At 58.0% G+C, this 26155-nt stretch carries 22 protein-coding genes; 12 read left to right on the top strand and 10 right to left on the bottom strand.

Annotation, left to right across the window (positions count from 1 at the left end; all coding sequences use genetic code 11):
- Window positions 1-275: 275 nt before the first annotated feature.
- From tssF to tssE, 4 genes are read left to right on the top strand one after another with little or no spacing between them, the layout of a single operon-like run.
- Complete coding sequence (gene tssF, locus V8L73_RS17245; protein ID WP_347253571.1) at window positions 276-2042, top strand: type VI secretion system baseplate subunit TssF; 1767 nt, start codon at window positions 276-278, stop codon at window positions 2040-2042.
- Window positions 2006-3043 (top strand): type VI secretion system baseplate subunit TssG, encoded by a 1038-nt coding sequence (gene tssG / locus V8L73_RS17240; RefSeq protein ID WP_051155788.1) that lies wholly within the window; start codon window positions 2006-2008, stop codon window positions 3041-3043. Before tssF ends, tssG begins: the two co-directional genes overlap by 37 nt.
- 21 nt (window positions 3044-3064) lie before the next feature.
- Window positions 3065-3628 (top strand): type VI secretion system lipoprotein TssJ, encoded by a 564-nt coding sequence (gene tssJ, locus V8L73_RS17235; protein ID WP_081650812.1) that lies wholly within the window; start codon window positions 3065-3067, stop codon window positions 3626-3628.
- Window positions 3629-3638: 10 nt separating this feature from the next.
- A complete protein-coding gene (gene tssE / locus V8L73_RS17230) occupies window positions 3639-4052 on the top strand; it encodes a type VI secretion system baseplate subunit TssE (RefSeq protein WP_027275378.1) in 414 nt (137 codons plus the stop codon).
- Window positions 4053-4165: 113 nt separating this feature from the next.
- Here tssE and tatA read toward each other — a convergent pair whose 3' ends face one another.
- A complete protein-coding gene (tatA, locus tag V8L73_RS17225; protein WP_422655597.1) occupies window positions 4166-4384 on the bottom strand; it encodes a twin-arginine translocase TatA/TatE family subunit in 219 nt (72 codons plus the stop codon).
- Between the two features lie 489 nt (window positions 4385-4873).
- Here tatA and V8L73_RS17220 point away from each other — a divergent pair, with 489 nt between their 5' ends.
- On the top strand, window positions 4874-5812 hold the full coding sequence (locus tag V8L73_RS17220; protein ID WP_347253570.1) for a fatty acid desaturase family protein: 939 nt from the start codon (window positions 4874-4876) through the stop codon (window positions 5810-5812).
- On the top strand, window positions 5809-7122 hold the full coding sequence (locus V8L73_RS17215) for a B12-binding domain-containing radical SAM protein (protein ID WP_347253569.1): 1314 nt from the start codon (window positions 5809-5811) through the stop codon (window positions 7120-7122). Before V8L73_RS17220 ends, V8L73_RS17215 begins: the two co-directional genes overlap by 4 nt.
- Here V8L73_RS17215 and V8L73_RS17210 read toward each other — a convergent pair.
- Both V8L73_RS17210 and V8L73_RS17205 read right to left on the bottom strand, forming a co-directional pair.
- The gene (locus V8L73_RS17210; RefSeq protein ID WP_347253568.1) at window positions 7106-7702 is read right to left on the bottom strand and encodes a nuclear transport factor 2 family protein; all 597 of its coding nucleotides are present in this window, start codon (window positions 7700-7702) and stop codon (window positions 7106-7108) included. The two genes, V8L73_RS17215 and V8L73_RS17210, sit on opposite strands and share 17 nt — an antisense overlap.
- Window positions 7659-8300 carry a phosphatase PAP2 family protein gene (locus tag V8L73_RS17205; protein WP_347253567.1) on the bottom strand — a complete coding sequence of 214 codons (642 nt, stop codon included), beginning with the start codon at window positions 8298-8300 and terminating at the stop codon, window positions 7659-7661. Before V8L73_RS17205 ends, V8L73_RS17210 begins: the two co-directional genes overlap by 44 nt.
- 186 nt (window positions 8301-8486) lie before the next feature.
- On the opposite strand from V8L73_RS17205, the gene V8L73_RS17200 reads away from it, so the two are divergent.
- A complete protein-coding gene (locus tag V8L73_RS17200; RefSeq protein WP_347253566.1) occupies window positions 8487-9515 on the top strand; it encodes a Fic family protein in 1029 nt (342 codons plus the stop codon).
- 25 nt (window positions 9516-9540) lie between these two features.
- Here V8L73_RS17200 and V8L73_RS17195 read toward each other — a convergent pair whose 3' ends face one another.
- The 7 genes from V8L73_RS17195 to V8L73_RS17165 form a co-directional block, all read right to left on the bottom strand.
- Window positions 9541-10884 (bottom strand): B12-binding domain-containing radical SAM protein, encoded by a 1344-nt coding sequence (locus tag V8L73_RS17195; RefSeq protein WP_027275384.1) that lies wholly within the window; start codon window positions 10882-10884, stop codon window positions 9541-9543.
- The gene (locus tag V8L73_RS17190) at window positions 10881-12191 is read right to left on the bottom strand and encodes a B12-binding domain-containing radical SAM protein (RefSeq protein WP_347253565.1); all 1311 of its coding nucleotides are present in this window, start codon (window positions 12189-12191) and stop codon (window positions 10881-10883) included. Before V8L73_RS17190 ends, V8L73_RS17195 begins: the two co-directional genes overlap by 4 nt.
- A gap of 1343 nt (window positions 12192-13534) precedes the next feature.
- On the bottom strand, window positions 13535-14560 hold the full coding sequence (locus V8L73_RS17185; protein ID WP_347253564.1) for an N-acetyltransferase: 1026 nt from the start codon (window positions 14558-14560) through the stop codon (window positions 13535-13537).
- Window positions 14560-15906: a B12-binding domain-containing radical SAM protein gene (locus V8L73_RS17180; RefSeq protein WP_347253563.1), complete on the bottom strand. Its 1347-nt coding sequence runs from the start codon at window positions 15904-15906 to the stop codon at window positions 14560-14562. The genes V8L73_RS17185 and V8L73_RS17180 overlap by 1 nt, the downstream gene beginning before the upstream one ends.
- A 1-nt stretch (window position 15907) precedes the next feature.
- Window positions 15908-17296 (bottom strand): B12-binding domain-containing radical SAM protein, encoded by a 1389-nt coding sequence (locus V8L73_RS17175; RefSeq protein WP_347253562.1) that lies wholly within the window; start codon window positions 17294-17296, stop codon window positions 15908-15910.
- 7 nt (window positions 17297-17303) lie between these two features.
- Window positions 17304-18830 (bottom strand): GH3 family domain-containing protein, encoded by a 1527-nt coding sequence (locus V8L73_RS17170; RefSeq protein WP_347253561.1) that lies wholly within the window; start codon window positions 18828-18830, stop codon window positions 17304-17306.
- Window positions 18823-19539, bottom strand: coding sequence for a hypothetical protein (locus V8L73_RS17165; protein WP_261832520.1), 717 nt, complete (start codon window positions 19537-19539; stop codon window positions 18823-18825). The genes V8L73_RS17170 and V8L73_RS17165 overlap by 8 nt, the downstream gene beginning before the upstream one ends.
- Before the next feature lie 380 nt (window positions 19540-19919).
- Here V8L73_RS17165 and V8L73_RS17160 point away from each other — a divergent pair, with 380 nt between their 5' ends.
- The 5 genes from V8L73_RS17160 (at window position 19920) to V8L73_RS17140 (ending at window position 26091) form a co-directional block, all read left to right on the top strand.
- Window positions 19920-21557, top strand: a complete 1638-nt coding sequence (locus V8L73_RS17160; RefSeq protein ID WP_347253560.1) for an AMP-binding protein — start codon at window positions 19920-19922, stop codon at window positions 21555-21557.
- 64 nt (window positions 21558-21621) lie between these two features.
- The gene (locus tag V8L73_RS17155) at window positions 21622-22857 is read left to right on the top strand and encodes a CoA transferase (protein WP_347253559.1); all 1236 of its coding nucleotides are present in this window, start codon (window positions 21622-21624) and stop codon (window positions 22855-22857) included.
- A 35-nt stretch (window positions 22858-22892) separates the two neighbouring features.
- Window positions 22893-23720 carry an acyl-CoA dehydratase activase gene (locus tag V8L73_RS17150; protein WP_347253558.1) on the top strand — a complete coding sequence of 276 codons (828 nt, stop codon included), beginning with the start codon at window positions 22893-22895 and terminating at the stop codon, window positions 23718-23720.
- Window positions 23717-24958, top strand: coding sequence for a 2-hydroxyacyl-CoA dehydratase subunit D (locus tag V8L73_RS17145; protein WP_027275394.1), 1242 nt, complete (start codon window positions 23717-23719; stop codon window positions 24956-24958). Before V8L73_RS17150 ends, V8L73_RS17145 begins: the two co-directional genes overlap by 4 nt.
- Window positions 24958-26091, top strand: coding sequence for a 2-hydroxyacyl-CoA dehydratase family protein (locus V8L73_RS17140; RefSeq protein ID WP_347253557.1), 1134 nt, complete (start codon window positions 24958-24960; stop codon window positions 26089-26091). The genes V8L73_RS17145 and V8L73_RS17140 overlap by 1 nt, the downstream gene beginning before the upstream one ends.
- Window positions 26092-26155: the final 64 nt, after the last annotated feature.

Here is a 26155-nt window from a genome sequence, read left to right as displayed (position 1 = left end):
TGCTAGTTTGCGTATTTATTATGGAAATCGTGAGCACTATTACTTTGCGGCGTTGAACGGAGGGAGAGGCTTCCGTTGGGGTCGACTTGGCGTAAGCCAACGAAGCGCCCCTAGGAAGGCTAGGCCCGACGCACACCCAAGGCTAATAAAAGCGCCCTCCCGACCGAGCACAATGCCCATATGAGCACATCGTATTTACGGTCGGAATATACACCGAAGCTAATTAGAACATTCAGTTAATAAACAACAGATCCAACAATCATAAGAACCCTCCAATGGACGATTTAATCAAACGCTACTACGAAGCCGAAATGCGCTACCTGCGCGAAGCGGGGAAAGAGTTCGCACAGGTCCACCCCGACAGAGCGAGCATGCTCAACCTCGACCGCGTGGGAGACCGCGACCCCTACGTCGAACGCCTGTTTGAAGGCTTCGCCTTCCTGATGGGGCGGCTGCGCCAAAAGCTGGACGACGACCTGCCGGAGCTGACCGAAGGGATAGTCAGCCTGCTTTGGCCGCACTACCTGCGCATTATCCCGTCGCTCTCCATCGTCGAGCTGATGCCGGACTACGGCGTGCTGGCGCGCAAAGAGGTGGTTGAAGCGGGCTTCGACGTACAGACCGCGCCGGTCGGCCCGGCCCGCACCCGCTGCAAATATCGCACTACGCAGGCGGTTGAGCTACAGCCTTTGAGCGTGACGAAAGCGGGCGTGCGCAGCCATCACGACGGGCGTTCGGTGATTTATATCCGCTTTGAGTTCGGCCCGATGGCCGACCTGACGCAGATGGACCTTTCCAGCCTGCGCCTGTACCTGAATGCCGACACGCCGGTAGCCTCCGCGCTTTACCGGGCGCTGGTCGGGCAGGTAGCGGCCATGCAGGTGCGCTACTTCGGCTACCGTGACGGCGCGCCTTTGCCCATCAACGGGCGCATCACCCCCGCCGGCTTCTCGCCGGACGAGCGGCTGTGGCTCAAGCCGGACAACGCCTTTAGCGGCTATCAGCTGCTGCTGGAATACTTCACCTTCCGCGAGAAGTTTATGTTCGTCGATCTGGCCGGGCTGGACGTAGGGCGCATGCCGGAAGGCGTTAGCTCGTTTGAGGTCGAGCTGGTGCTTAACGAAACCTGGCCCGACGACCTGCCGTTTAACGGCCAGAACATTCGCCTGCACTGTTCGCCGGTCATCAACCTGTTTCCGATGGAAGCGGATCCGGTGCGCATTAACCAGCTGGAAAGTGAGTACCTGCTGCGCCCGCTGCTGATGCAGGACGGCCACGTTGAGATCTACTCCGTCGACGCCGTGCAGTCGATCAGCCGGCGCGGGAGAGCGGTTTACGTGCCGTTCACCAGCTTCCGCCATCGCGGCGGCATGCTGCGGCACGACGCGCCGGAGCGCTACTATCACACCCGCGTGCGCCTGGGGGCGTCCGGCCTGCACGATACCTGGCTTATTCTCGGCGGGCAGGTGTGGGAGCGCGAGGAGGAAGTGTATGACGAAACCCTTTCCCTGCGCGTCACCGGCACCAACGGCATGCTGCCGCGCAAGGCGCTGCGCAACGCTTCCATCAACCAGATAACCCACGCCCAGACCGGCGTGATGGGCGTGCGCAACCTGTGCGCGCCGACGCTGCCCTGCTACCCGCCGATGAACGACCGCTTCCACTGGCGCGTGCTGTCCCATCTGGCGCCCAACTACCTGTCGCTGATGAACGCCGAAGTGCTGCGGGGCACGCTGGCGCTGTACGACTGGACCGACAACGAGCTGAACCGTCGTCGGCTGGAGGGCATTACCGATGTGACTCATCGCCCGATTAACCGAATGGTGCGGGGCATGCTGCAACGCGGAGTGGAAATCGAAATCACCCTTAGCGCCCACCAGTTCCCGGGCGAAGGGGACGTTCAGCTGTTCGGCGAACTGCTGCATCAGTTTTTCGCCCTGTACGCCGACCTTAACCTGTTCACCCGCCTGACGCTGGTGCTCTTACCCACTGGGAAACGCTTAACATGGACCGACAGCAAGACAGCGCGCTCACCCCTTTGATGGAGGGGCTGTTCCGGCAGGCGCCGCGCATGAACTTTTACCGGTTCTGCCAGTATCTGGAACAGCAAAATCCGTCGTCTTCAGGGCTGGGGACCGGCGAATCTCCGGCGACCGATCCGGTGCGCTTTCGCCCTCTGCCCGAGATGGGATTCCCCTCAAGCGAAATGAAGCGCGTCGAGTGGGACAAAGACTATCCCGAACGCCCGCCGACGGTGCGCACCACCTTCCTCGGCCTGTACGGCGTGGACGCCGTGCTGCCCTACGCCTGGCTGGACGACATCGTTCAGCGTCAGGAAGGGCACGAGGCGCTGGAGGCGTTCCTCGACATCTTCAACCACCGCGTGATGACGCAGTACTACCGCATCTGGCGCAAGTATTACTACCCGGCGGGGTTCCGCTCGGGGGGGGCGGATCCCGTATCGCAGTGCCTGCTGGGGCTGGCCGGGTTCGGCATTAAGGGCTCAAGCGAGCAGATTGCGACGCCGCCGTCCCGCTTTCTGGCCCTGATGGGGCTGATTACCCAGCGAACCCGCACCGGAGACGGCCTTGAGGGCGTTATACACCTGCTTTTGCCGGGCGCAGAGGTGAGTATCGACGAGTTTTATCCTCAGTGGGTAAGCATCGACGAGCCTGCTCGGCTGGGCTTTGGGGAACCGGTTGACCTACGGCGCTCGGCCGTTTTGGGCCGACGCTTTAAGGACAGCAACAGCACGGTGCGCGTCACCATCACGCCAGCCTCCCGCGAACAGATAGAAGGGCTGCTGCCGGGAGAAACCCTCCATACCGACCTGATGGCGCTGCTGCGCGCCTATCTGGGCTACCGTTTCGATGCCTGTATGGCGATGAAAGTAAAGCGCGAGCTGCTGCCCCGGGCGCAGCTTGGCGAATCGCGCATTCGGCTGGGCCTGACGTCGGTGCTGCCGGTGGGTACGGCGCAAAGGCGGCAGCAGGAAATCTGCGTCAACCTTGGCCGCTACGTCGGGCTAGACGGACAGGGATAAGAAAGTTTTAAAGGAAATACTATGAATCAACGTAAAACGCGCTTAACCGCAACGCTTTCAATAAACACTGTTTCAACCCTTGCCAAGGCGAGCGTTCTGCTCTTCTCCGGGCTGCTGTTTGGCTGCGGCGCGCTTCAGTCCGCCTCTGAGGGGGCGACCGACGTCGCCAGAGCCATTTTTATTAAAAACATCAATACGCTGCATCTTGACTTCGCCGCCCGCGCCCAGCTGAATCCGGGGGACGAAGACGCGCCTTCATCGCTGATGATCCGCGTTTATCAGCTCGACAAGTTGGACAACTTCGAGCAGGCGACCTACCCACAGCTGGTGGAAGACGACGTGAAAATGCTCTCTACCGACCTGCTGGCGCGTAACGAGGTGGTGCTGCATCCCGCTTCCGCCGTCTCTCTCGACGTGCCGATGAACAAAGACGCCAAGTTTGTCGGCATCGTGGCGCTGTTTCGTACCCCCAATCTGGAAGAGGGTACCTGGAAAGTGGTCATCAAGCGCGACGAGTTGGACGCCGACAAGCCGCGGCTGCTGATTGCCAACTACGGCGCTATCGGCCTGGCGCCGCTGAAATAGGAGCAGAGCGATGGGACCGTCACTGTATGAAAGCCTGATGGGCGGCTTTAGCTCCGGCATCGCGCTGGATGAAGTCAACGAGCAAACGCAAACCGTACTTAGCGTTATGGACAATATCCAGCGCATCTTAAACAGCCGGGCGGGCGCGATAAAATACCTGCCCGACTACGGCCTGCCGGACCTGAGCCTTATCTACCAGGAGCTGCCGTCGTCGGCCCACGGCCTGATGCGGGCCATCCAGCACACGCTGTTAAAATACGAACCGCGCCTGCAGGGCGTTGAAATAACGCTGGAACCGGGCAATAAAGACACCCTGTTGACCTACACCCTGACCTGCCACCTCAAGGAGGTCGGTCTGGTGCGCTTCGGCACCTACTTTATGCCGGAGGGAAGGGCGGTGTTGAGAAGATTAACGATAAGGTAAATGCCGTTTTTAGCAGCCACCATCCAACCCCTGACTGTTTCCACCACGGCGGGCTGACGCTATGGCCTGCCCGCCACGAGCACAGCAGAGAAAAACTCCCGCAGCAAACAAATCTATTTCTGCCGATCGTCGTTTAAAACCTTTGTTTGTTCAGCGACGACGGTCGCGCTTTGAGCTCCGTCATTCTTCTCATCAACGTCGTTCATCGCTTTCTTAAAGCCCTTTAGCGCGGCGCCCAGATCGGTGCCCAGCGAGCCCAGCTTTTTGGTGCCGAACAGCAGCACGATGAGAAGAACGACGATTAATAGCTTCCAGATACTGATTTCGCCCATGTGGATAACCTCCAAAAAGTGAATAAATCTAATGGTGTATTTCAGTCATCCGTGACGGACAGAGAGGCCGTTCTTGAACTGAGGCCTGTATGCGTTAAATTGCGAGTCATCGACTTATCATCCTCGGATGATATCGATATCTTCTTTAGCCAGCCGGGTAAAAGAAATGTCTAATATGGCCCAATTGATTCAATATATTTCATAACGTTAAGAGCGTAACGATTGTTATGTTTCTAATAATGAAATTCTTGGTAAATGTACTAGATGTGTTGTTTTAATGGTAAATATGGCGACTTTTTTTGTAAAAACAGAAACAAAAGGGGGGCGCTATTAAATAGCGGCAATGTAAATCTAAACTTAAGTAATAGATTGAAGAAAAGCTTAAGGTACTTCTTTCAAGCCGGCCAACGTCTCTTCCTGCAAATTCTTCCCCATCCCCCGTTTCCCGTATACTATTTCTCCAAACGGACTCACCTCTCAGGACGACCTATGCGACTAACCCTTAACGTAGCGCTGTTGCTTTTTTCTCTTTCCCTTTCCGCCTTTTGCCTGTGGGCGACCAGCCACTCGGCGTGGTATTGGGCGCTGGCGGCGGTTTGGTTCTTCGCGCTTATCAACAACATGCCGTTTGCCATTATGCATGAGGCGGTGCACGGCGTGGCTTCTCGCTCTGCGTGGGGCAATCGGATCATCGGCGTGGTGGCGGGGTGGGCGTTTCCCACCTCGTTTTTATTACAGCGCCGCGCGCACCTGAACCACCACGATAACAACCGCACCGATGGGGAACTGTATGACTACTATCTTCCCCATCAGCCGAAGTGGCTGCGCAACGTCTGGCTTTACGGCGGCAACCTGCTGGGGCTTTACTATTTTTGCGTGGTGCTGGGCAACGCCATCTGGCTGGTGGCCTGGTGGTTTTACCGTTCGGATTTCTTCGTCAAAAAGCTCGGGCCGGCGCTCGGCTTCGGTTCGCAGATCCCCGAGCTGATTAAGCTGCCGCCGCTGGCGGTGTGGTGCGAGCTGGCGCTGGCGTTTGGCTATCAGGCGCTGTTGTTCTGGCTGCTGGATTTAAACATGTGGGGCTATGTTGCCTGCCTGTGGGCCTTTGGCCTGCACTGGTCGGCGCTTCAGTACGTCAACCACGCCTGGACCCGGCGCGACGTGAGGAACGGCGCGTGGAACCTGCGGGTGCTGCCGGTTTCCCGCTGGCTGGCGCTGAACTACTACTGCCATCTGGCGCACCATCAGCATCCGGCTGCGCCGTGGTACGAGCTGCCGAGCCTGGTTGACGACCAGCCGCGTCCGACCTTCTGGCGCATCTACTTTAGCCTCTGGCGCCACGGCGTGCGGCCCGCACCGCCGATGGGTGCCCCGGCAGACGTGGCGTTTGTGTTTCCACTAGCATCGACGACACCGACCGGGCGATGAGGATCCTGCTGGTTCTGCCCTTCGATCGCACCTATCGCCGCAAGGGCGCCTTTTCGGCGTCTATCGGTTATGCGCCCCTGACGTTGACAACGCTGGCGGCGTTGGTGCCTGCGGAGCTGAACGCGCAGGTGGACATCGTCGATGAGGGCGTCAGCCCGCCAAAACTTGACGGCGACTACGATATCGTCGGCATCACCGCCACCGCGTCTTCTTCTGCCAGAGCCTATTTCCTGTGCGCCCACTGGCGCGCGCGGGGCGCTCACGTGGCGATGGGCGGCGCGCATGCGACCCTGGTTCCCGACGAGGCTGCCCGGCATGCAGATACCGTCTTCGTCGGGCTGGCGGAGCAAACCTGGCCGCGGTTTCTTCACGATTTCTCAGCGGGCAGGGCGCAGGCCCTTTATCAGCACGAGCCGCAGACGGGCTGCCTGCCGATGCCGCAGCCCCGACGGGAACTGCTGGCCCGCGGCTACATGAACATCCCCACCATTGTTGCCAACCGCGGATGTCGCCTTGGCTGCGATTTTTGCTCTATTCAACAGCAGTGGGGGAAGCGCGGGCTGGCGCGCCCGGTTGACGAGGTGGTGGAGGAGATCCGCGCCCACGGAGCTAAGCGCTGGATTTTTCTCGATCCGAATATCTATTCCGACAGAGCCTATTCGCTGGCGCTGTTTGAAGCGCTGACGCCGCTTAAGATCCGCTGGTCCGGCCTTTCTACGCTGAACGTGGTGGACGATGAGGAAACGTTTGAGGCCATGAGGCGAAGCGGCTGCGAGGGGCTGCTGCTGGGGTTGGAGAACCTCAGTCAGGACACCATGCGCAGTATCGGCAAACCCAGCAACCGGGTGAGCGAGTACCGGCGGCAAATCGACAGGCTGCGCGAATGCGGCATCGCCAGCCTCGGCTGCTTCGTGCTGGGGTTTGATGAAGACACCGAGCAGAGCATTCGCCAAACGGTAGCGACTATTCCAACCCTCGGTCTGGATCTGGTGCGTTTTTCAGTGCTAACGCCGCTGCCGGGAACGTCGCTGCACCGACGGATGGAGAGCGAAGGGCGCATCCTGACGCGCGATTTAAGCCTGTACGACAACGAACACGTGGTGTTTGAACCTAAAAACATGTCGCCCGAACGCCTGCAGGCGCTGCTGCACGAAGCCTGGCGCGACAGCTATCGCGTAAAGGAGATTTTGCGCCGGGCGCTCGTTCGGCCCGGCGGACGCTGGCTGAGGCTGGCGACGAACATCGGCTTTTGCATTTACGCCGCCAGGCTGCGTCGCGAGCGGGTAGGGGATTTCAATCCTGGTTCTTAGCCTTTCTTCTGAATAAGAAGAAGCCGAGAATCAGGCCAATCAGCAATCCACCGCCGCCGGCGCCGTACAGCGCTTTATTGATGGCGCCTTTGGCTTCGTTAATCAGCGGGTTATCGATAAAGTCGGTGCCGATGTGGATGGTTCTTATTTTCCAGTGCCCGTCTTCCAGCACTACCGTCGCCGTCCAGCGGGTGGGGAAGTCGTAGCTGCGCCCGTCGCTGAGAATATATTTTTCCAACCCCTTCCCGTAGGCCACGCCCCAGGTTCTGTCGGCGGACAGCTCGGTTTCCGTATCCGCCGTAAAGGAGATGGTGAGGCGCTTGAGAAACTTGTCGTCGCCGAACCAGTTCTTGAAGTAGGGAACGACGCCCTCTTTGCTGTGAACAAACTCCTGAGTGATCGGCGTGGCCCTCAGATCGTTGCTCAACACCGGCAGCATCTTTTCATAGTCGCCTGAGTTAATGGATGACTCCACCAGCGCGATGGCCTGGCGGAGCTCATTGTGAATGTCTTCGTCAGAGGCGTTGGCCGCGGCGCTAAGGCCGACAAGAGCCAACAGAATCAGGATTATTTTTTTCATAGACTTTCCCTGTGTAGAAATGAACGGTGAACGACAGCAGGCCGCCGGTAACGACGTCCAGCAGGTGGTGCTGATGTACAAACAGTGTAGACAGTGCGATGGCGATAAGCCAGACGTACAGCGCCCACGAAACCCATCCCCTCGGCCTTCGGGTCACGGCCAGCACCGCAGTGCATGACCAGGCGACGTGCAGCGACGGCACCAGGTTGTGCGGCCTGTCCAGAGACCACAGCGCTTCAAACAGCGAACGATAAAACGGGTCGATTGGGAGAAGGCGCTCAAAGCCCAGCCTGGCCGGGAACAGTAAAAAGACGACTGCGGCGACGGCAGTAAGCACCATAAGCTCTGTCGCGAACCGCTTTTGCTCCTTCAGGTTAAGAAAAAACACCGGCATCAGGATTATCAGGTACATGGAAAAATAGAGCCAGATAAACGCCGGAATAAACGGAATTTCCAGTTCAGCGGGCAGCCACAGCGCCAGCGTGTCGCTGCGCGTGGCGGTAAAGAAGTTTACCGTCGGGTAAAGGCCAAAAAATACGACCGACACCGGCAGCATCCAGAGCAGGTAGCTTTTCAGCCGGGTAGGGAACGGCTCCATGTTGGGCGCTTTTTCTAAGAGAGGGGTTGTTTAATGGTGCAATAAATTCCCTTGCGGTTCAATTAACTTGCGAGGGTTCTTCCAGCAATAGCGTCGAGGTTTTTGTGCTTCTGGCGTAAAGCCTTCGCCTGCGGTAACGTATGAACGCTTCTGAAAAACGCAGCCTCTGAAAATAAAGGAAACGCTATGCCAGCCTATCAGCCACCTTATAGCATTACGTCCGCGATACTCAATCGCGTGGTGGAAGTGGGCGAATTGCTTGGCCGTTGGGTAGCATCGGCCGAACACGCGTCGCCTCAACTGAGGAAGGAAAACCGCATTCGCACCATACAGGCATCGTTGGCCATTGAGCATAACGGCCTGTCTGCTTCTCAGGTGACGGCGCTAATGGAAGGAAAGCGGGTGCTTGCGCCGGAAAAAGAGATTCAGGAAGTGCGAAACGCCATCAACGCCTATGAAAAGCTCTCGGAATGGAACAGCCATAACCTGTCGGATTTATTGGCCGCACATCGCCTGCTGATGGCAGGGCTGGTTGATGCCCCCGGCCACCTTCGCGACGGCGACGTAGGCATTTATCGTGAGAAACGTCTGCTTCATATGGCGCCGCAGGCCAGCAGGGTTTCTTCGCTGATAAACGACCTTCTGGACTGGCTGCGTCATACCGACGCGCATCCTCTAATTGCCAGCGCAGTTTTTCACTATGAGTTTGAGTTTATTCATCCGTTTACCGACGGCAATGGCCGAATGGGGCGCCTATGGCAAACGCTGATTTTGAGCGAGTGGCGAGCGGAACTGGCGTGGCTGCCGGTAGAAACGCTGGTCCACCATCAGCAGCGGGAATACTATCGAATTCTGGGAGAGTGCGATAAGTCAGGCGACTGTACCGCGTTTATCGCCTTTATGCTGGACAAGCTGGCGAAAGCGCTGCGGGAAAGCGTTGACGACGCCGAAAAGCGCGTTCGCGAAATGTCGGTGCGAATGTCGGCACAAATGTCGGTTAAAATGTCGGAAGAAAATGCGCGTTCGCTGGCACCGACGGCGAAGCGCGTTCTGGCCATCGTTGCTGAAAATCCTAATGTGACCATTGCGCAGCTGGCCGAGGCTCTGTCCGTCAGCGCGCGTACGATAGAGCGTAGCCTGAAGGCATTACAGGAAAGGGGATGCCTACGCCGGGTCGGTGCGACAAAAAACGGCTACTGGCGTGTACTCGCCTAGGCCGTCAGCCATCCGTCGCCGGTTTTCACTTCAGCCCAAACCGCATTCGGTGCTTTTTATGCACCTCTTTACGAAACAGCAGGGTATAGCGCCAGAAGGCGCTCATTCTGGACAGCGACTGGAACGTCATGCGCAGGTCGGAAAAGCGCCGCACGATGGAGGGCAGGCTGTTGAAGCGGCTGCGCGCCTGATGGCAGAGGTCGGTGAGTTCGTCCGGCGACATGCCCTGCGGCATAAACGCTGCCTGATTGAAGCGGTATTCGGGGTGCAGCCACCACCTGTCGTCAAACAGCAGCCTTCCCTGCTGCTGCAACTGCCGGTAAAGCGGCGTATTCGGGTACGGCATCAGAATGTTGTAAGCGGCGAAGGCGAAGCGGTTTTCCAAGGCGAAGTCGACGGTGCGCGCGATGCTGTCCGGCGTGTCGTGATCGTAGCCGAGGGTGAAGGCCGCCCAGGTTTGCAGGCCGAAGTCGCGCAGGGCGGCGATTTCGTTGCGATAGTGGCTGAATTCCTTGACGTTCGGCGACTTGCGCGCGTCGCGCAGGCTCTGCGGCGTGATGGACTCAAAGCCCATCACGTTGCCCCAGCAGCCGCTTTTTTTCATCAGCGTCATCAGCGGGCGGTTTTGCGTCACGTCGAGGCTGGCCTGGCTTATCCAGTTTACCTTCATGGGGATAAGGGCGTGGCACAGCTCCGCCAGCGCGTTGTGGTCCGACGCTATGTTGTCATCGACGAAAAAGATGAACCGGCTTTTTTGCTCTTCAATTTCCCTCACCACCTCATCAACCCGCCTTAAGTAGTGTCGACGGCCAAAGTACTGGCTGACGGCGCAGAAGCTGCAGGCGAAGCGGCAGCCGCGGGAAAATTGCATCAGCGAAATCGGCAGATAGCCTTTACCGGCAAACAGCTCCCGACGCGGCAGCAGCGCCCGGCTACAGCCGTCCACCTGGCCTACGCCAACCGGCGCGTCGTAGCGGGGCTTCAGGCGACTTAGGCGCGCGTCTTCCACCATTTCCGCCCAGCGGCTTTCCGCATCGCCGGTAAACACGCTGTCGGCGTGCTGTGCGACCTCCTCCGGCAGCAGCGTGGCGTGGATGCCGCCCATCACGACCTTTACGCCGCGCAGGCGGTATTCGTCTGCGATTTCATAAGCGCGGCGGGCGGTAAAGGTTTCCACCGTGATAGCGACCAGATCGGTCGGTTCGTCATAGGGGATGTCTTCCATGCGGTCGTCAAACAGCGCGACGTCGACGTCCGGCGGGGTCAGGGCGGCCAATATGCCGAGCATTAAAGGCTCCATGCGGCCCTCGTCAACGTACAGGCTGTGTTCCCTGCGCCCGATGTTGGGCTTGATTAACGTCAGTTTCATCCCTTCTCCCCTAGTCGTTTTCCCTGTTTGCGCGCGATCTCCCGGTGCGATACCAGGTTTGCCAGCAGCGCGATGAAGGCGTTTTTCCAGCGCCTTCTGCCGTTAAAGCGCAGCAGCCTGCGGGCAATCGACGGATAGCTGTAAAACTGCGTTTTAGCCCAAAAGCACAGCTCGGTGAGCGCCTGCGGCGTCATGCCCCTGGGAGTAAAAATCGGATCGCCGTAGCGGTAGTTCGGGTCGGTCCACCAGGCGGGAGACAGCAGCCTTCCTTCGGCTTCGAGCCGCGCATACAGCGCGCTGCCCGGCGTGGGAATGAGCAGATTGAAGTTGGCGATTTCCAGATGGTTTTCCTGAGCGAACGCCAGGCACTGGCGAACGGTATCGGGCGTGTCTTCGTCGTAGCCGAAGATAAAGGTGCCGTAGACGCAGATCCCGCGCGCGTGCAGGGCGCGGATCACCTCGCGGTAGTCCCCCGCCGCGTGGTTCCACTGCTTGCCCATCTGCCGCAGGTTGGCGGGATTAAGGCTTTCAAAGCCCATCAGGGCAAAGCCGCAGCCCGCCTGCGCCAGGCTATCCAAGAGCGCGTCGTCGCGGGCGACGTCAATGCTGATTTGGCATCCCCAGCGGCGCTTCAGCGGCGTGAGCGTCGCAAGCAGGCTCTCCAGCTTTTTCCTGCTGGCGAACAGGTTGTCATCAACGAAGGCCAGAAAGCGCCCCGTAGGCAGGGCTTCTATTTCGGCCCGTATTTGTTCAACCGGCCGGGTGCGCACGCCGTCTGGGTAAAACGCGTGGATAGAGCAAAAGTCGCAGGCGAAGCGGCAGCCGCGTGAGTATTGAATCAGCTCCAGCGGCGCATAGCGCTTGCCGACGAAGATAGATCTGTCCAGCCGATAGTCGTCCAGCGGGCGCTGCCGAGAGCCATCATATCGTGGCTGCGGCTGGCCTCGCCCGATGTCCTCCAGCAGCGTTTCCCACGCGCCCTCTGCGTCGCCGGTGATGACGTAGTCCGCGTGCTGCATCGCTTCGTCCGGCATAAAGGTCACATGATAGCCGCCCATCACGACCTTTTTTCCCTGACTGCGGTAACGGTCGGCAAGCAGATAGCCGCGGCGGGCGGTAAAGGTTTCGATGGAAATAGCGACAAGATCGGCGTCGGGGAGGCTTTGGGGCAGCGCCTCAAGCCGTTCGTCATAAAACGCGACGTCATGGCCCGGCGACAGCGCCGCAAGGATCCCCATGGACAGCGGCGTCATGGCGTCTTTTGTGCGGTAGTCCCCCATGTTGGGGTAAATCAGCGCTATCTTCACAAGGGCCTCCGGCCTGGCTTGACGCATTTCCTTTTGAGCTGCGTGAAGACGCTATTTTACTGGCAGAAGGATAGGTTTTAAATATCGATTATTTCTAAGGCGGTATTTGGGTGGCATGTTTCAAAAGGGGAAACCGGTAGCAATAAAACAAAAGGCCCCGTTGGTGACGGCGCCTTTTGTTTTATTGTCTTCAGTGAATGAACCATAAAAATGGAGCACGACACTTCAACCTGACTTCGCAAGTGTACTCAGCTTTATTCCTTATTGCAAACAGGCGGATGACGTACTGTTCTACGATATTTATTTCTTTGGAGACGGCTCGTAAAAAGTGACGTTCTCCGTTAGCTGTATGGGAAAGCGCTTTATAATCCATCGCGTCAGGTGTGTTGCATTCCGGATTTTACCGGTTTACAAGTCCTGGCCACCCGGACGGGTGGTGCCGCTGGCAGTACCCTGGTCTGGAGCACGACACTTCAACCTGACAAGTGAACACCGACGCCGACAGGCGGCGTAAGGGTAAGGCGTCGGCGTTGCGCTCCGCAAGCACGGAGAAGCGGGTGAAATGGACGTACTGTCTGTCATCATCGTTGTAATAGAGCTGCTGTTGGCGCTGTTACGGCTGATTAATCTGCTGAGCTAATTCACGGATTAGTTCACTGATTGAAACGCACCTAAGGGGGAAGGAAACCGCTTCCCCCTTTAACAAGTATCGCCCGCCGATCGGAAAAGACATTGATTTGAACGAGAAGCGCAGAAAACAAAAAAACCCGTTGGTAGCGGGTTTTTTTGTTTTTCGCCTTCAGTAAGCGACTCATGAGGCTCACGAAGGTGGAGCACGGCACTCCATCTGACGACTCTGCGAGTGTAGCTGGCCTGCTCTTTTGTTGCAAGTAGGGAGATAGCCAACTGTTCTTCAATATTTTTTATCTGGAAATGGTTCGCAAAAAATGGCGTTCTCCGTTGGCGGTATTTGAAGGTGTTTTATAATTTGGCGCGTCAGATTGACGTGCTCCGGAACAAACCAGTTTACAAGTCCTGGCTGCCGGACGGGTGGTGCCGCAGGCAGTGCCCTGGTCTGGGGCTCGGCATTCCATCTGACGATTGGACACCGATGCCAACAGGCGGCGTAAGGGTAAGGCGTCGGCGTCGCGCTCTGCAAGCACGGAGAAGCGGGTGAAATGGAGATATTGTCTGTCATCATCGTTGTAGTGGAGCTGCTGTTGGCTCTGCTACGACTGATTGATCTGCTGAAGTAATTTACGGATTAATTCACGGATCGAAACGCACCTAAGGGGGAAGGAAACTGCTTCCCCCTTTAATACTATCGGCTTAGCGGAAAAACCTCACAGCAGCGCCACTTCCGGCCAAACGGTGCGATTGTCCCACTCGGGGCTGGAGGACAGGTCTACGCCGTAGAGTCGAGTCCGGTACACCGCTGCGCGGGTGCGGGCCGTCAGCTTCTTTACGCTCGGTTCGGCGGCGGGAAGCCCCAGCGTCATGATGCGGGTAGGGCACAGGGGCAGTGCGTCCATAATCAGATCCGCTGTCATATCGCCATCGTCGGCGGCAAAAAAGGCCAAAAAGCTTTGATCGAGCGCTTGGCCCGCCTTTGGCAACGGAACGCGGCCTGTTGCCATCGCGTAGCCGTTATAGAAAGGGCGCAGCAGGCGCGCGCGTAAGGAATAGTGGGAGGCCAACACCTGTTTAAACGCCTGCTGGTTCCACAGCGCGGCGCAGGCGCTAAGCGTTTGGCCGTCGTAATAGCCTAAAACCGTTGCCCCGCTGGAGTGCAGCCAGCCTGCGTCCAGAACGGGGGCAAGCTGGCGGAGGCGGGCGTTTCGGCGGTAGCACTCGACCACGTCGGCGTAGCTTTCCTGTGGCATCATCCGCCACAGCCCGCGACGTTTCCCCCGTTTCCTGCTTATCGCCAGCGTACACATCTCTCCCAGCGGGCGATAGGCGGGAAGCCCCGGAATACCTCGTTCGAGCAGGCGAAGCGCGGTGCGATTATCGGTCGCAATGCTGGTGTAGCAGTAATCGGGCGGAGAAAGCTGGCGCAGGTAGTCAAACCCCGCCTGCAGTACGCGAACGCGGTGGCGGTAGTCGGGGGAAATGCGCAGCCCGCCGAGATAGCCGAGCGCCTGCGCTTTGCCGTTGGCAAAGCCTGCGTGTTCAGTCAGTCGGCACATGCCGACGGCGCGCTCGCCTTCCAGCGCCAGCGCGGAGCGCTCAATGCCGAAATCGTGCTCCGGGGTGAAGTAGCGCGGGCGGCGGGTCATTACCAGGCTCACGTCGCCGCTCATGGCGTTTTCTTCCAGCAGGCGCAGCAGATCGGCGTCCCGCTCCGGCGTCGCGGCAACGATCCGCACTATTTGACCTCCAGCAGCTTGCCCTGCCAGCCTTCATCACCCAGCGGATAGCCGTTGCGGGCGCTGACTTCGTTATGGTGAAGCCAGTTGATAGGAAAGTAGTTGCGGAACATAAAAAAGTCGCTGCGGTTGCGCCAGCTGCGCTGGAACATCGAGCGCCAGCCGTAGAACGCCTTTCTGGCGGACAAACAGCCGTCGGTCACCTGCTGCGGCGTCAGGTTGGCGGGGAAGAAGGGCAGCTCGTTGTAACGATATCGGTCGTCCAGCCACCAGTTTTCAAAACGCAGCCGCTTTTCTTCCTCAAGCCGGGTATACAGAGGCGTGCCGGGAAACGGCGTCATATGGTTGAAGGCCGCGATATACATGCTTTGTTCGCGGGCGAATTGTACCGCCTCGCCAAACGATTCGAGCGTGTCGTGGTCATAGCCGAAGACAAAGGTGCCATAAACCGCGATGCCGTGCTTTCGAAGGTTGGCCAGCGCGCCGCCGAAGCCGCCCTTCATGGTGTTGACCCGCTTGTTCATCAGTAGCAGGTTGTCTTCATTGAGGGACTCAAAGCCTATCAGCACGCCCCGGCAGCCGGCCTTAGCCAGCTCTTGTACAAAGCCCTCGTCGTGGGCAGCGTTGATGCTCATTTGCGTGACCCAGCGTACGTCGGCCCGCGCCAGCTCGGGCAGTACGCCCCTGCTTTCGCGCAGGCTGCCCGCGAAGTTGTCGTCGACGAAGAAGAACAGCTTTTTTTGCGCCTTAATCGTCATAAGCTCGCCGAGCACGCTGTCAACGTCGCGCCGCCGGTAGCGCCTTTGGTAGAAGGTTTGTACCGCGCAAAATTCGCAGGGAAAGCGGCAGCCTCGCCCGGTTTCGATCAGCCCGATGGGCAGATAGCGTTTCCCCTGAAACAGGCTGCGGTCAACCTTAACCTGCCTGAGATCGGTTTGCTGCCCTTGGTAGTGAGGCTTTAGCGCGCCGTGGCGTAAATCGTCAATCACCTCCGCCCAAACGGACTCCGCTTCGCCGATAACGATGGCGTCGGCAAAGCGCGCGGCTTCGTCCGGCACCAGCGTGACGTGAAACCCTCCCATGATGACCGGCACGCCGCGGCGACGGTATTCGCTGGCGATTTGATAAGCGCGCTTGGCGGTGTAGGTTTCCACCGGAATGGCTACCGCATCGGTTGGCCTGTCAAATGGGATAAGCTCCAGGCGGTCGTCGAAAAATGGCGTGTCTACGTCGGCAGGCGTTAACCCCTTAAGCGCGGCGATAGGCAGCGGCTCCATCTGCCAGGACCGCAGGTAGGATTCGTTTTTGCGATGCCCGATGGCCGGGTGAATAAACGTCAGTCGCATACTAGGCGCTCCGCTCGGGCGCGTGCTCGATCGGCCAATCGCAGGTATAAAACTGGTGCAGGTGGTGAGCGTAGAAGCGATAGCCGAGATTAGCGGTCAGCGCCAGCGGCTTGAAGTTTTTGGCGTTCCACAGCCTTCTGGCGATGCTGCCGTAGCGATAGACCTTTTTCCAGGCGCGCTCGTGGCCCAGTTCCAGTTCTCGGACGCTCATCAACTTAGGCTGAAAAACCACGTGCTGGGCGTCGTACAGCGACCAGTCTTTGGTCAGGATGCGGTTTTCCTCTTCAAGGCGGCGGTACAGCGGCGTGCCGGGGAACGGCGTCAGTACCGAGAAGCGGGGCAGGTCGATGCCCGCGTCGATGGCAAGCTCCACGGTGCGGTCAAACACGTCCGTGGTGTCGTGATCGAGGCCGAAAACAAAGCAGCCCTGAATGGAAATCCCCAGCCGGTGCAGGTCGCCAATCAGCGCTTTGTAGTCCACCGAGCCGTTGAATTTCTTGCCAGCGTCTTTCAGGCTGCCGTCGCTGACGGTTTCCAGCCCCAGCAGCAGCCCCTTGCAGCCGCTTTTCGCCATCAGCTCCATCAGTTCATGGTTGTGGGCAATCAGCACCGTAGACAGGCCGAACCACTGGATCTTCAGCGGGATCAGGGCGGTAAACAGCGCCTTGGCGTAGCCAATGTCTGACACCAGATTGAGGTCGACGAAGATGATCTTACGCTTGCCGGTACGGGCGACGAACTGGCGAATGTCGTTGACTACCCACTCGACGGGATGCTGAAACTGCTTTCGCCCCCAAGCGCTGGGCGCGACGCAAAACTCGCAGTTGTGGGCGCAGGCGCGGGTGGCTTCGAATACGGCCTGAGTGAGGAAGTGCTTACCGTCAAAGCGATCGCGCTCCGGGAAGGGCAGTTCGGCGGCGTCCAGATGAAAGCCTTCCTCCTGCCGATACTCGGCCCGCATTTCGCCGTTGAGAAAGTCATTAATCAGCCGAGGCCAGCTTTGCTCCGCATAGCCGACGCAGACGCAGTCAGCGTGCAGGGCGGCCTCCTGCGGCAGCAGGGTAACGTGCGGCCCGCCGAGCACGACGGAGATGCCCTTGGCGCGAAAGCCCGCCGCCAGCTCGTAGGCTCTCGGCGCCGTACCGGTGATCACCGTCATGCCGACCAGATCGGCCTCGAGATTTTCAGGAATGTCGCAGATGCTTTCGTCGATTAGGCTTATCTCGACCGGCAGGGACTTCGGCACCAGCGCTGCCAGCGTGGTCAGCGTCAGCGGCTGATAGCGTAGAGAGCGCTTAAAAATGCCGCCGCGGCTGCGATACAGCGGCCCTTTGGGAGAAATCAGCACCAGCTTCATTTTCCTCTGTGGGCCGTATGATGGATAATCCATATCTTTCCTATTCCCTTATCTGAAAGGCATCGCGCCAGTCGTCAGACGTAAACAGCGCGGGTATTTTAATCTCCCCCAGCCGCCTGCCCTGTTGATGCCGCCAACGCAAATAGTGCTCGACCGGGTTCTCAATAAAGGCGTATCGCAGCGGAGCGAGTTGACCCAGGCGTCTGGCGTAGTCGTACTGTGGATTATTACACAGCCGCCTCTCGATATCGCTAAGGCTTTGACTATTTTGCCAGCGAAGCGCCTTGTCCAGCAGCAGCACGTAACCGGGAGCCGCGGCGTCCTGCGCCAGAGCGGCAAAGCCCTCAAGCTCGTCCAGACAGCGAATGACGAACGGTTCCGTCAGCTTTTCTCCCACCAGATCGCTGTTTACGCCGCTGCGGCCGGTAAAGCGCAGCAGCGGCGCGCCCTTGCGGTCGCCGACGCACAGCACCCGATCGTGAGTCAGATAGCGATACAGGCCGCTGTTGGTCGTAACTATCACGCCGTACTCTTCGCCGGTAGTGAGGTCGTCCGCCAGATGAATGCGTCCGCTTTCATCGATAAATTCATAGAAGTTGCTGTCGACGCACAGCCGAGGGTGCCCGCGGGAATCCGGCACGCTGATAATGGCTTCGGTGGAGAGCAGCCCCTTGGGCTGTAGATGAACGCCGGGGAAGTGGCGCATCAGCTCAACGGCCAGCGGCCTGGAGGCCGCGTCGGTCCAGCAGCTTATCAGCGCCAGCTCCGGCCAAAGCAGACGAGTTTCCTGCCGAGTCAGGTATTCGCGATAGCGGCGAAGCGCGTCGGCGTCGGCGGTCAGGGAATGCCCGGCAACGAGGTCGCCGTGGGCCAACAGCGGGATAAGCTCCTGCTGGCGCTCGCGCAGCGCCGTCAGCAGCGACGTCAGAAATGCCGGGCTCCAGACGGAAATAAGCTTCAGGTCGTCGCAGCGGGTGAGGAAGTAAAGCGTCAGCAGCTGCCAGTCCGCCATCTCTCCCACCGCGCCCAGGCTCAATGGAACGGCGGAAAGCCCGGCAAACGCCGCCAGATTTTCATCGCCCAGATAAAGCTCATCGCCCGCGCCGATAGGGATGCCGCCGCGGGTGCTTTCGGTACGCGTCGCAGCCGGGCTAAGCGCCCAGTAGGCCCGCCCCTCCGTCAGGCGGTATTCGGTTATCGTATCGTTAAGCCAATTCGTCAGCGCTCGGCGGAAGTCGTCCAGGCCGCGCGCCGTGTAGGGAATGAGCTTGCCGCCGCTGTGGCTGCCGCCGGTTTTTTCAAACGCCAGCGCGTCGGCGCAAAACAGTACGTTAGCCTGGCCGTTGGCGATGCTGTCGATAAGTGGAGCCAGCGTCTCATACTCGACGACGGGCACGCGCTGCTGAAATTCTTCAATTGATGAGATAGCGGCAAAGCCGTACTTCTCACCGTAGGCCGACGTCCGATTGGTTGCCAGGCAGTCCATCAGCCATTGCGTTTGCCTTTCCCGAACGGTACCGCTCGGAGAAGGGAGCGTTTGTTGAAAGTGGCTCCAGAGATTATTCATCGTAAAACTCAACGTCAGGATTAATAAACAGCTTTTGATAGCGTGCGGCCAGGTTGTCCGGCGCGATTTCGCACAGGCACACCAGCTCGTGTCCGAGCGAGTAGTGCGGGTTCTTTTGTAAAAAGAAGTCGACCTCCGGCCGGCCGTGGAGCGTCGGCGCGATGTCTGCCAGCGCTTCTTTCAGATAGCCGTAATGTGGGGGGCATTCCACTACGCCGCTTTGTGGGTTATATAGCGCGCCAAACTTTTTTGACGCCAACGTGTCGGCCAGCCGCTGAAGCTCGGGTTCGTCGCGCTGCCAGTGCGGGTAAAACGTTTTGGCGAATGCCTTCAGGTATTTGTAGGTTCTTAAGCCCTTGACCAGTAAAAACCAGTAGAGTCTTTTCTGTGGATGCTGCTTGTAAAGCAGAGCCATGCGGGAAATCCAGACGCGATGAAGCGTCTGCTGCATCCAGTGTTCCGGCATGACGATGGTATCGCCGGAGTAAACAATGAGCGCCCGTTCATGCTCATAAAACTGGACGCTGCTAAAGCCGACGAGCCGCCCTCTGTATTCGAGCAGTAGCGCTTCATCTTTATCTGCCAGGTCGGACATAAAGCGCGATGCGTCGCTCCCGGCATAGGATTGGAAGTAAATATCGGCCATCTGCTCGCGCTTGGCGGCAGAAAGCGTGGAAACCCGTTGAAAGTGTGCTCGATAATCCGTCATGAGCAGCGTCCCTGTTGTACGGCGCGCAAGCGCGCGGCTCTTGCCTACCTAAAGGAGAGCATACCTCAACGGTGAAGTAAACGTCATACCTCTATTATTTGGAAAGTGAATTTTGTCGCAGCCAGCGCTTCAACGGTTAAAAATCACGAACAAATTACGACAGATGTTCAAATCTACTTCATTTCATGTAAACGCGTTGTAATAAATCCTACCAATAAATAGGTAAAAAATAGAATCGAATCACAGTTTTCACCCGTTTGGTGAAAATGACGAAAAACAGTTCGTTATTTACCAAGAATGACGACGTTGACCTACAGACAATGCGGATATTGCAAGCAGATGCGGCGTAACGCGGCAAGTATTCCGTTGAGTAGGTATTTATGAACCTGTTGTCGATAACGGTCGAAGAATGTCTGAATAACGCGGTGGCGAAAAATCCGTCCGGGACGGCGCTGATTGAAAGCCAGAGCGGAAGAACGATGACCTGGCAGGCGCTAAGCGAGGAAGCGGACGCCGTTGCGCGCGGCTTTTTGGCCGCGGGGCTTAGGAAAGGCGATCGTCTGGGCATCTGGTCAGCCAACAGCATCGAGTGGGTTATCTGCTTTTTAGCCGCCGCTAAAATTGGCCTGCCGGTCGTTTGTATTAATTTCCATTTTAAGAAAAGAGAGCTGTTGGATTTATTTCGCCTGACGAACCTTAAGGCGTTATGTTTTTCCGACGGTTTTAGAGAAAACGACTTTGTTGAAACCGTTCAGTCTCTTGCGATGTCAGCGAGGCCTGATGGCGTTTCCGTTCCCCGCGTGCTGATCGGCATAGGGAAGAAAAGCGTATCGCCGGCTTTTTCCTTAACCGAGCTTAAAGAGAGAGGAAAAAACGTATCTTCCTCTTCCTATTTTACTGAGACGTCAAAGGTCAGCGCCGCCGACATGCTGACCGTTCAGCTCACCTCCGGCAGTACGGCCGCGCCCAAGGGCGTCATGCTCAGCCACTACAGCGTGATTAATAACGCTATTTTGTCCGCCGGGCGGCTGGGCGTAACGCAGCAGGATACCCTCTGCCTGGCAGTTCCTCTGTTTCACTGCTTTGGCCTCTCTTCCGGCCTTTTTTTCTCGCTGACGACCGGATGCCGGCTAGTGCTGCTGGACAACTACAGCCCGGAAGACGTGCTGAAGGCGGTTCAAACCTATCGATGCACCGTCATGCACGGCGTGCCGACCATATTCAGCCGCCTGATGCGCCACGCGCGCTTTGTCGACTACGACGTCAGCAGCCTGGCGAAGGGGATAGTGGCCGGCGCTGCGGTTCCCATTGGCCTGATTGAAGAAATTTCTACGCGTCTTGGTATGAAAGAGGTCGCCGTCTCTTACGGGCAAACCGAGGCTTCCCCCTGCTGCACCCAGACGCTGCCGGGCGATCCCGTTGAGATAAAGGGCCGCACCGTCGGCAAGCCGCTGCCCTTCGTTGAAATGAGGATCGCCTCTCTTAAAAACGGAAAAACCTGCCCGCCGGGCGGGCGCGGGGAAATCTGTACGCGCGGTTTCCACGTCATGATGGGCTACGACGGCGAGCCGGAAAAAACGCAAGAGGTAATAGACGAACAGGGTTGGCTGCACACCGGCGACGTCGGCTACGTCGACGCCGACGGCTATTACCACTATGCCTACCGAATTAAAGAAATCGTCGTACGCGGCGGAGAGAACGTCAGCCTGCGGGAAATCGAAGAGGCAGTGATGGAGTATTCCGGCGTTGAGGCCGCCAAGGCGTTCGGCATTCCCTCTGAAGACCTGGGCGAAGAGGTGGCCGCCGCCGTTTGCGTTCATGAGGGGCATTCCATCACAGAAACCGGGCTGCGTGAGTTTTTACGCCAGCGGCTGGCCCGCTACAAAATGCCAAAAGACATCTGCTTTTTCAGCCAGTTCCCCCACACGCCCTGCGGAAAGATAGACGTTCAGGTCCTGAAGTCTCAGATGGGCTATGGGGCGAGAGTCGGGAAGGAAGAGGCAAACGCTGATAACTGACCGAAAACCGTTTTTTCACGTTCTGACGATAGCCGCATTAAGTCTAAAAAGTTGAGGAGAAAAGATGAGTAACCGTAAAGCACTGGAAGGAGTCACCGTTGTCGAACTGGCGACCTTTATCGCCGTTCCCGCCGCCGGGCGCATTCTGGCGGATATGGGCGCCAACGTTATCAAAATAGAGTCGCCGGACGGCGATAACCTGCGCTATACCGCGCCGACCGAGGGGCGGCCGCTGGATCAGTATGAAAACACCACCTTCGATCTGGAAAATGCCAACAAGCTTGGCATTGGGCTGAATACGAAAACGGAAGCGGGAAAGAAGGTTCTGTTCGAACTTCTGGAAAAAGCAGACATCTTTTTGACTAACTGGCGTCCTGGCGCCCGTGCGAGAGCGGGGCTTGACTACGAAACGTTGAAAAAGCGCTTCCCGAAGCTGGTGTACGCGAGCCTGACGGGCTACGGCGAAGCGGGGCCGGATAAAGACCTGCCGGGCTTCGACTATACCGCGTTCTTCGCCCGCGCCGGCATTCTGGGAACGCTTTATCAAAAAGACACTGTGCCGATGAACGTCATTCCCGGCCTGGGCGATCACCAGTGCGCGCTGGGGCTGGTCGCTGGCGTGCTGGCGGCCTATATCCGCGCCAAGAGCCTCGGCGAAGGCGAGTACGTTTCCACTAACCTGCTGCACACCTCCATCTATACGCAGGCCATCATGATTCAGGCCGCGCAGTACCCGGACTACGGCCAAACCTATCCTATCGACCGCCGCACCACCACCAGCCCGTTTATTCTGGCCTACAAAACCAAAGACGACCGCTTTATTCAGGTCTGTATGCCGGTTTACGACGCCTACTACGCCAAGTTTATCTCCTGCATAGGCAGGCCGGATTTGGCGCAAGACGAGCGCTATACCAAGCTGCAAGAGGTCGCAAAGCACGGGCGCTCCCCTGAGATGTACGACATTGTCTGGGCGCAAATAGAGCAGAAGACCGCCAGCGAGTGGAAGGCCATTTTTACCGAAAACGATATCCCCTTCAGCGTCGCGCAAACCTGGGAAGAGGTGCTGGAAGACGAACAGGCATGGGCCATCGACGCCTTTTACCGCATGAAGTATGCCAACGGCAGTGAGAAAGCGCTGGTGCGTCCTCCAATCGACTTCCTGGAAAGCGGGCTGCCTGAATATCGCCGCGGTCCTCTACTGGGCGAGGATACGGGCGCGGTGCTGAAAGCGCTCGGCTATAGCGATGAGCGCATCGCCGAGCTTGAGGCCAACGGCGACGTTATCGTCAGGAAAGCCTAGTTCGTTATTCCCTTACTCTTTTGGAGAGCGTCAGTATGCAGCAGGACATATTCACTATGGGCGTAGACATCGGCTCATCCGCGTCGAAGTGCATCATCATGCGAAACGGCGTAGAGATTGTCGCGAAGTCTCTGGCGTCGGTGGGGGCAGGAACGTCAGGGCCGGAAAAGGCGATCGCTGAGGTGATGCAGCAGTTTGGCGGGAAACCGGCCGATATTCGTTGGGTATGCGCCACCGGCTACGGGCGTAACTCTCTTAAAGAGGCCAACAAAGAGGTGAGCGAACTCAGCTGTCACGCCAAGGGTGCCCACTATCTGTTCCCCGGCGTCAAGACGGTGATTGATATCGGCGGTCAGGACGTCAAGGCGCTGCATATGGACGGCGCCGGCCGGCTGATTAACTTCGTGATGAACGACAAGTGCGCGGCAGGAACCGGGCGCTTTCTGGACGTCATGTCCCGCGTGCTGGAAACGCGGATCTCCGATCTCGCGACGGAGGGCGCCAAGTCGAAAAAGCGGGTTACCATCAGCTCTACCTGCACGGTGTTCTCCGAATCTGAAGTGATTTCCCATTTAGCCAACAACGAAACGATCCCCGACGTGATTAACGGTATCCACAGGTCCGTCGCCAGCCGCATTGCCGGCTTGGCGAAGCGGGTTGGCGTGGAAGAGCCGATCGTTATGACCGGGGGCGTAGCCAGCAACTTTGAGGTTGTTCGCTACGTTAGCGAAGAGTTGGGGGCGCCTATCATGACCTCGCCGCTATCACAATATAACGGGGCGATAGGCGCAGCCATTTATGCCTTTGATGCGTGCAGCCAGCAGTTGCGGGACGGCGCGCCACTTTCAGGAATGCACATATGAGCAATATAGATATGAACGCGCCGGACTACGTACCGGCGAAAAAGCGGCTACAGCAGCTTGCGGGCGACGCCTATCAGCGGGCCTGGGACGCCAAGGCCAGAGGCGAAAAGGTGGGCTGGTGCGCATCTAACTTCCCGCAGGAAATTGCGGAAACGCTGGGCGTGTGCGTGGTGTATCCGGAGAACCAGGCGGCCGCCATCGCGGCCAAGGGCGGCGGTTTAAGAATGTGTGAACACGCCGAAAGCATGGGCTACTCCAACGATATTTGCGCCTACGCCAGAATCAGCCTGTCGTTTATGGACGTGAAGCACTGCGACGAGATGGACATGCCGCAGCCGGACTTCCTGCTGTGCTGCAACAACATCTGCAACTGCATGATCAAGTGGTATGAAAACATCGCCTACGAGCTGAATATTCCGATGATCCTCATCGATATTCCCTACAAAAACGACTACGACACCGACGATGCGACGGTGCGTTACGTTCAGGCCCAGTTTGACGACGCCATCAGGCAGTTGGAAAAAATCACTGGCAAAACGTTCTCTGAAGAGCGGTTCAAGCAGGTTTGCGAGGTGTCTCAGCGTACCAGTCGGGCGTGGCTGAAAGCGGCGGAATACTGTAAATACCGCCCTTCACCGATGAACGGCTTCGACTTGTTCAACCATATGGCCGTCGCCGTCTGCGCGCGCGGAAAGTTAGAGGCGGCGGAAGCCTTTGAGCTTTTGTGCGAAGAGATGGAGCAGAACATCAAGGAGAACAAGTCCACCTATCGCGGAGAAGAAAAGTATCGGGTGCTGTTTGAAGGCATCGCCTGTTGGCCCTATCTGCGCGCCACCTCCACGCCGCTCAAGGATCAGGGCATTAACGTCACGGCCACCGTTTACGCCACCGCATTCGGCGTTATCTATCAAAACAGCGAAGAGATGATGCGCGCTTACTCCTACGTGCCCAACTGCGTTTCCGTCGAGCGAGCGGCGGATATGCGCATCGACGTCAGCCGCCAGAATCAGGTCGACGGCGCCATTATTCACGTTAACCGCAGCTGCAAACTCTGGAGCGGCATCATGCCGGAGATTGAAAGAAAGATCCGGCGCGAGCTGCATATTCCAACGGTGACGTTCGACGGCGATCAGGCCGATCCGCGCGTCTTCTCTGAGGCGCAGTACGTGACCCGCGTTGAGGCGCTGACGGAAATCATGGCCGCCAACAAGGCAGCAACGAACAAAGGGGGCATCTGATGAACGCGTTGACTGACATATTTGAACGGCTGCAGGCGGTAGTGGATAACCCGGTAAAGCAGCTTGACGGCTTTATCCGCAGCGGTAAAAAAGTGGTCGGCTGCTTTCCTGAATACACGCCGAACGAAATCGTCTATGCCGCCGGCATGGTGCCGTTTGGCGTATGGGGCGCGGAAGGGCGGGAAATTTCAGAAGCTAAAAAGTACTTCCCGCCTTTTTACTGCGCGCTGGCGCTCTCATCGCTGGAAATGGGACTGGATACCGCGCTGAACAAGCTTTCAGCGGCGCTTATCCCCACGCTGTGCGATACCCTCAAGTGTCTGGGGCAAAACTGGAAGTCCGGCGTACCCCAAGTGCCCTTTATTCAGCTGGTGCATCCGCAAAACCGCAATACGCCGGCCGGCGTCGCTTTTCTGGTTGAGCAGTACAAAAAGGTGGCGAAGCAGTTGGAAGCGCTGTCGGGCCAGGCGGTCACGGAAGAATCGCTTAAAAACGCTATCCGCCTGTTCAACCTGCGCCGCGCCGCGCTGCGCGAATTTTCAAGCGTTGCTGCCCAATACCCGCAAACCATTACGCCCCAGATGCGCAATACCGTTATCAAGAGCGGCTACTTCATGGACGTGTTGGAGCATATCGAAGCGGTGCGGGAGATTATCGCACGCTGCAGGGCGCTGCCGCAGGAAGAGTGGAACGGCCATCGGGTGGTGGTGACGGGCATTATCGCCGACAGCCCGTCAATTCTGCAGATCCTGGCGGACAACAACATGGCTATCGTCGCGGACGAAGTCGCGCACGAGTCCCGCCAGTTCCGTCAGGACGTTCCGGAGGACTGCGAACCCTATGAGGCGATGGCCAGGCAGATTGCCGAGCTGGAGGGCTGCTCTCTGCTGTTCGACCCGGAGAAAAAGCGCGGCGGGATGCTGGTCGACATGGTTAAGAAAAACAACGCCGACGGCGTGGTGTATCTGCTGACCAAGTTCTGCGATCCGGAAGAGTTTGACGCGCCAATCGTCAAAAAGCACCTCGATAAAGCGGGGATCCCTTCCATCATCATTGAAATCGACCAACAAACGAAGACGTACGAGCAGGCGCGCACGGCGCTGCAAACCTTTGCAGACGTGCTGTCGGCTTAGCAACGTTCGGCCACAGGCCGACCATGGCCCGCGCCAGGTTGATAACCGGGCGGGCCGATAACCC

Origin of the sequence: Leminorella grimontii, from assembly GCF_039789245.1 — a bacterium.
Taxonomy (GTDB): domain Bacteria; phylum Pseudomonadota; class Gammaproteobacteria; order Enterobacterales; family Enterobacteriaceae; genus Leminorella; species Leminorella grimontii.
Note: the sequence above shows the minus strand (reverse complement) of the source record. Positions and strands in the feature narration are given on the sequence as shown.

Excerpts from the sequence above, each read along its gene's own strand:
- tssF (WP_347253571.1), top strand. The coding sequence starts at position 276 with ATGGACGATTTAATCAAACGCTACTACGAAGCCGAAATGCGCTACCTG.
- tssG (WP_051155788.1), top strand. The coding sequence starts at position 2,006 with ATGGACCGACAGCAAGACAGCGCGCTCACCCCTTTGATGGAGGGGCTG.
- tssJ (WP_081650812.1), top strand. The coding sequence starts at position 3,065 with ATGAATCAACGTAAAACGCGCTTAACCGCAACGCTTTCAATAAACACT.
- tssE (WP_027275378.1), top strand. The coding sequence starts at position 3,639 with ATGGGACCGTCACTGTATGAAAGCCTGATGGGCGGCTTTAGCTCCGGC.
- tatA (WP_422655597.1), bottom strand. The coding sequence starts at position 4,384 with ATGGGCGAAATCAGTATCTGGAAGCTATTAATCGTCGTTCTTCTCATC.
- V8L73_RS17220 (WP_347253570.1), top strand. The coding sequence starts at position 4,874 with ATGCGACTAACCCTTAACGTAGCGCTGTTGCTTTTTTCTCTTTCCCTT.
- V8L73_RS17215 (WP_347253569.1), top strand. The coding sequence starts at position 5,809 with ATGAGGATCCTGCTGGTTCTGCCCTTCGATCGCACCTATCGCCGCAAG.
- V8L73_RS17210 (WP_347253568.1), bottom strand. The coding sequence starts at position 7,702 with ATGAAAAAAATAATCCTGATTCTGTTGGCTCTTGTCGGCCTTAGCGCC.
- V8L73_RS17205 (WP_347253567.1), bottom strand. The coding sequence starts at position 8,300 with ATGGAGCCGTTCCCTACCCGGCTGAAAAGCTACCTGCTCTGGATGCTG.
- V8L73_RS17200 (WP_347253566.1), top strand. The coding sequence starts at position 8,487 with ATGCCAGCCTATCAGCCACCTTATAGCATTACGTCCGCGATACTCAAT.
- V8L73_RS17195 (WP_027275384.1), bottom strand. The coding sequence starts at position 10,884 with ATGAAACTGACGTTAATCAAGCCCAACATCGGGCGCAGGGAACACAGC.
- V8L73_RS17180 (WP_347253563.1), bottom strand. The coding sequence starts at position 15,906 with ATGCGACTGACGTTTATTCACCCGGCCATCGGGCATCGCAAAAACGAA.
- V8L73_RS17175 (WP_347253562.1), bottom strand. The coding sequence starts at position 17,296 with ATGGATTATCCATCATACGGCCCACAGAGGAAAATGAAGCTGGTGCTG.
- V8L73_RS17170 (WP_347253561.1), bottom strand. The coding sequence starts at position 18,830 with ATGAATAATCTCTGGAGCCACTTTCAACAAACGCTCCCTTCTCCGAGC.
- V8L73_RS17165 (WP_261832520.1), bottom strand. The coding sequence starts at position 19,539 with ATGACGGATTATCGAGCACACTTTCAACGGGTTTCCACGCTTTCTGCC.
- V8L73_RS17160 (WP_347253560.1), top strand. The coding sequence starts at position 19,920 with ATGAACCTGTTGTCGATAACGGTCGAAGAATGTCTGAATAACGCGGTG.
- V8L73_RS17155 (WP_347253559.1), top strand. The coding sequence starts at position 21,622 with ATGAGTAACCGTAAAGCACTGGAAGGAGTCACCGTTGTCGAACTGGCG.
- V8L73_RS17150 (WP_347253558.1), top strand. The coding sequence starts at position 22,893 with ATGCAGCAGGACATATTCACTATGGGCGTAGACATCGGCTCATCCGCG.
- V8L73_RS17145 (WP_027275394.1), top strand. The coding sequence starts at position 23,717 with ATGAGCAATATAGATATGAACGCGCCGGACTACGTACCGGCGAAAAAG.
- V8L73_RS17140 (WP_347253557.1), top strand. The coding sequence starts at position 24,958 with ATGAACGCGTTGACTGACATATTTGAACGGCTGCAGGCGGTAGTGGAT.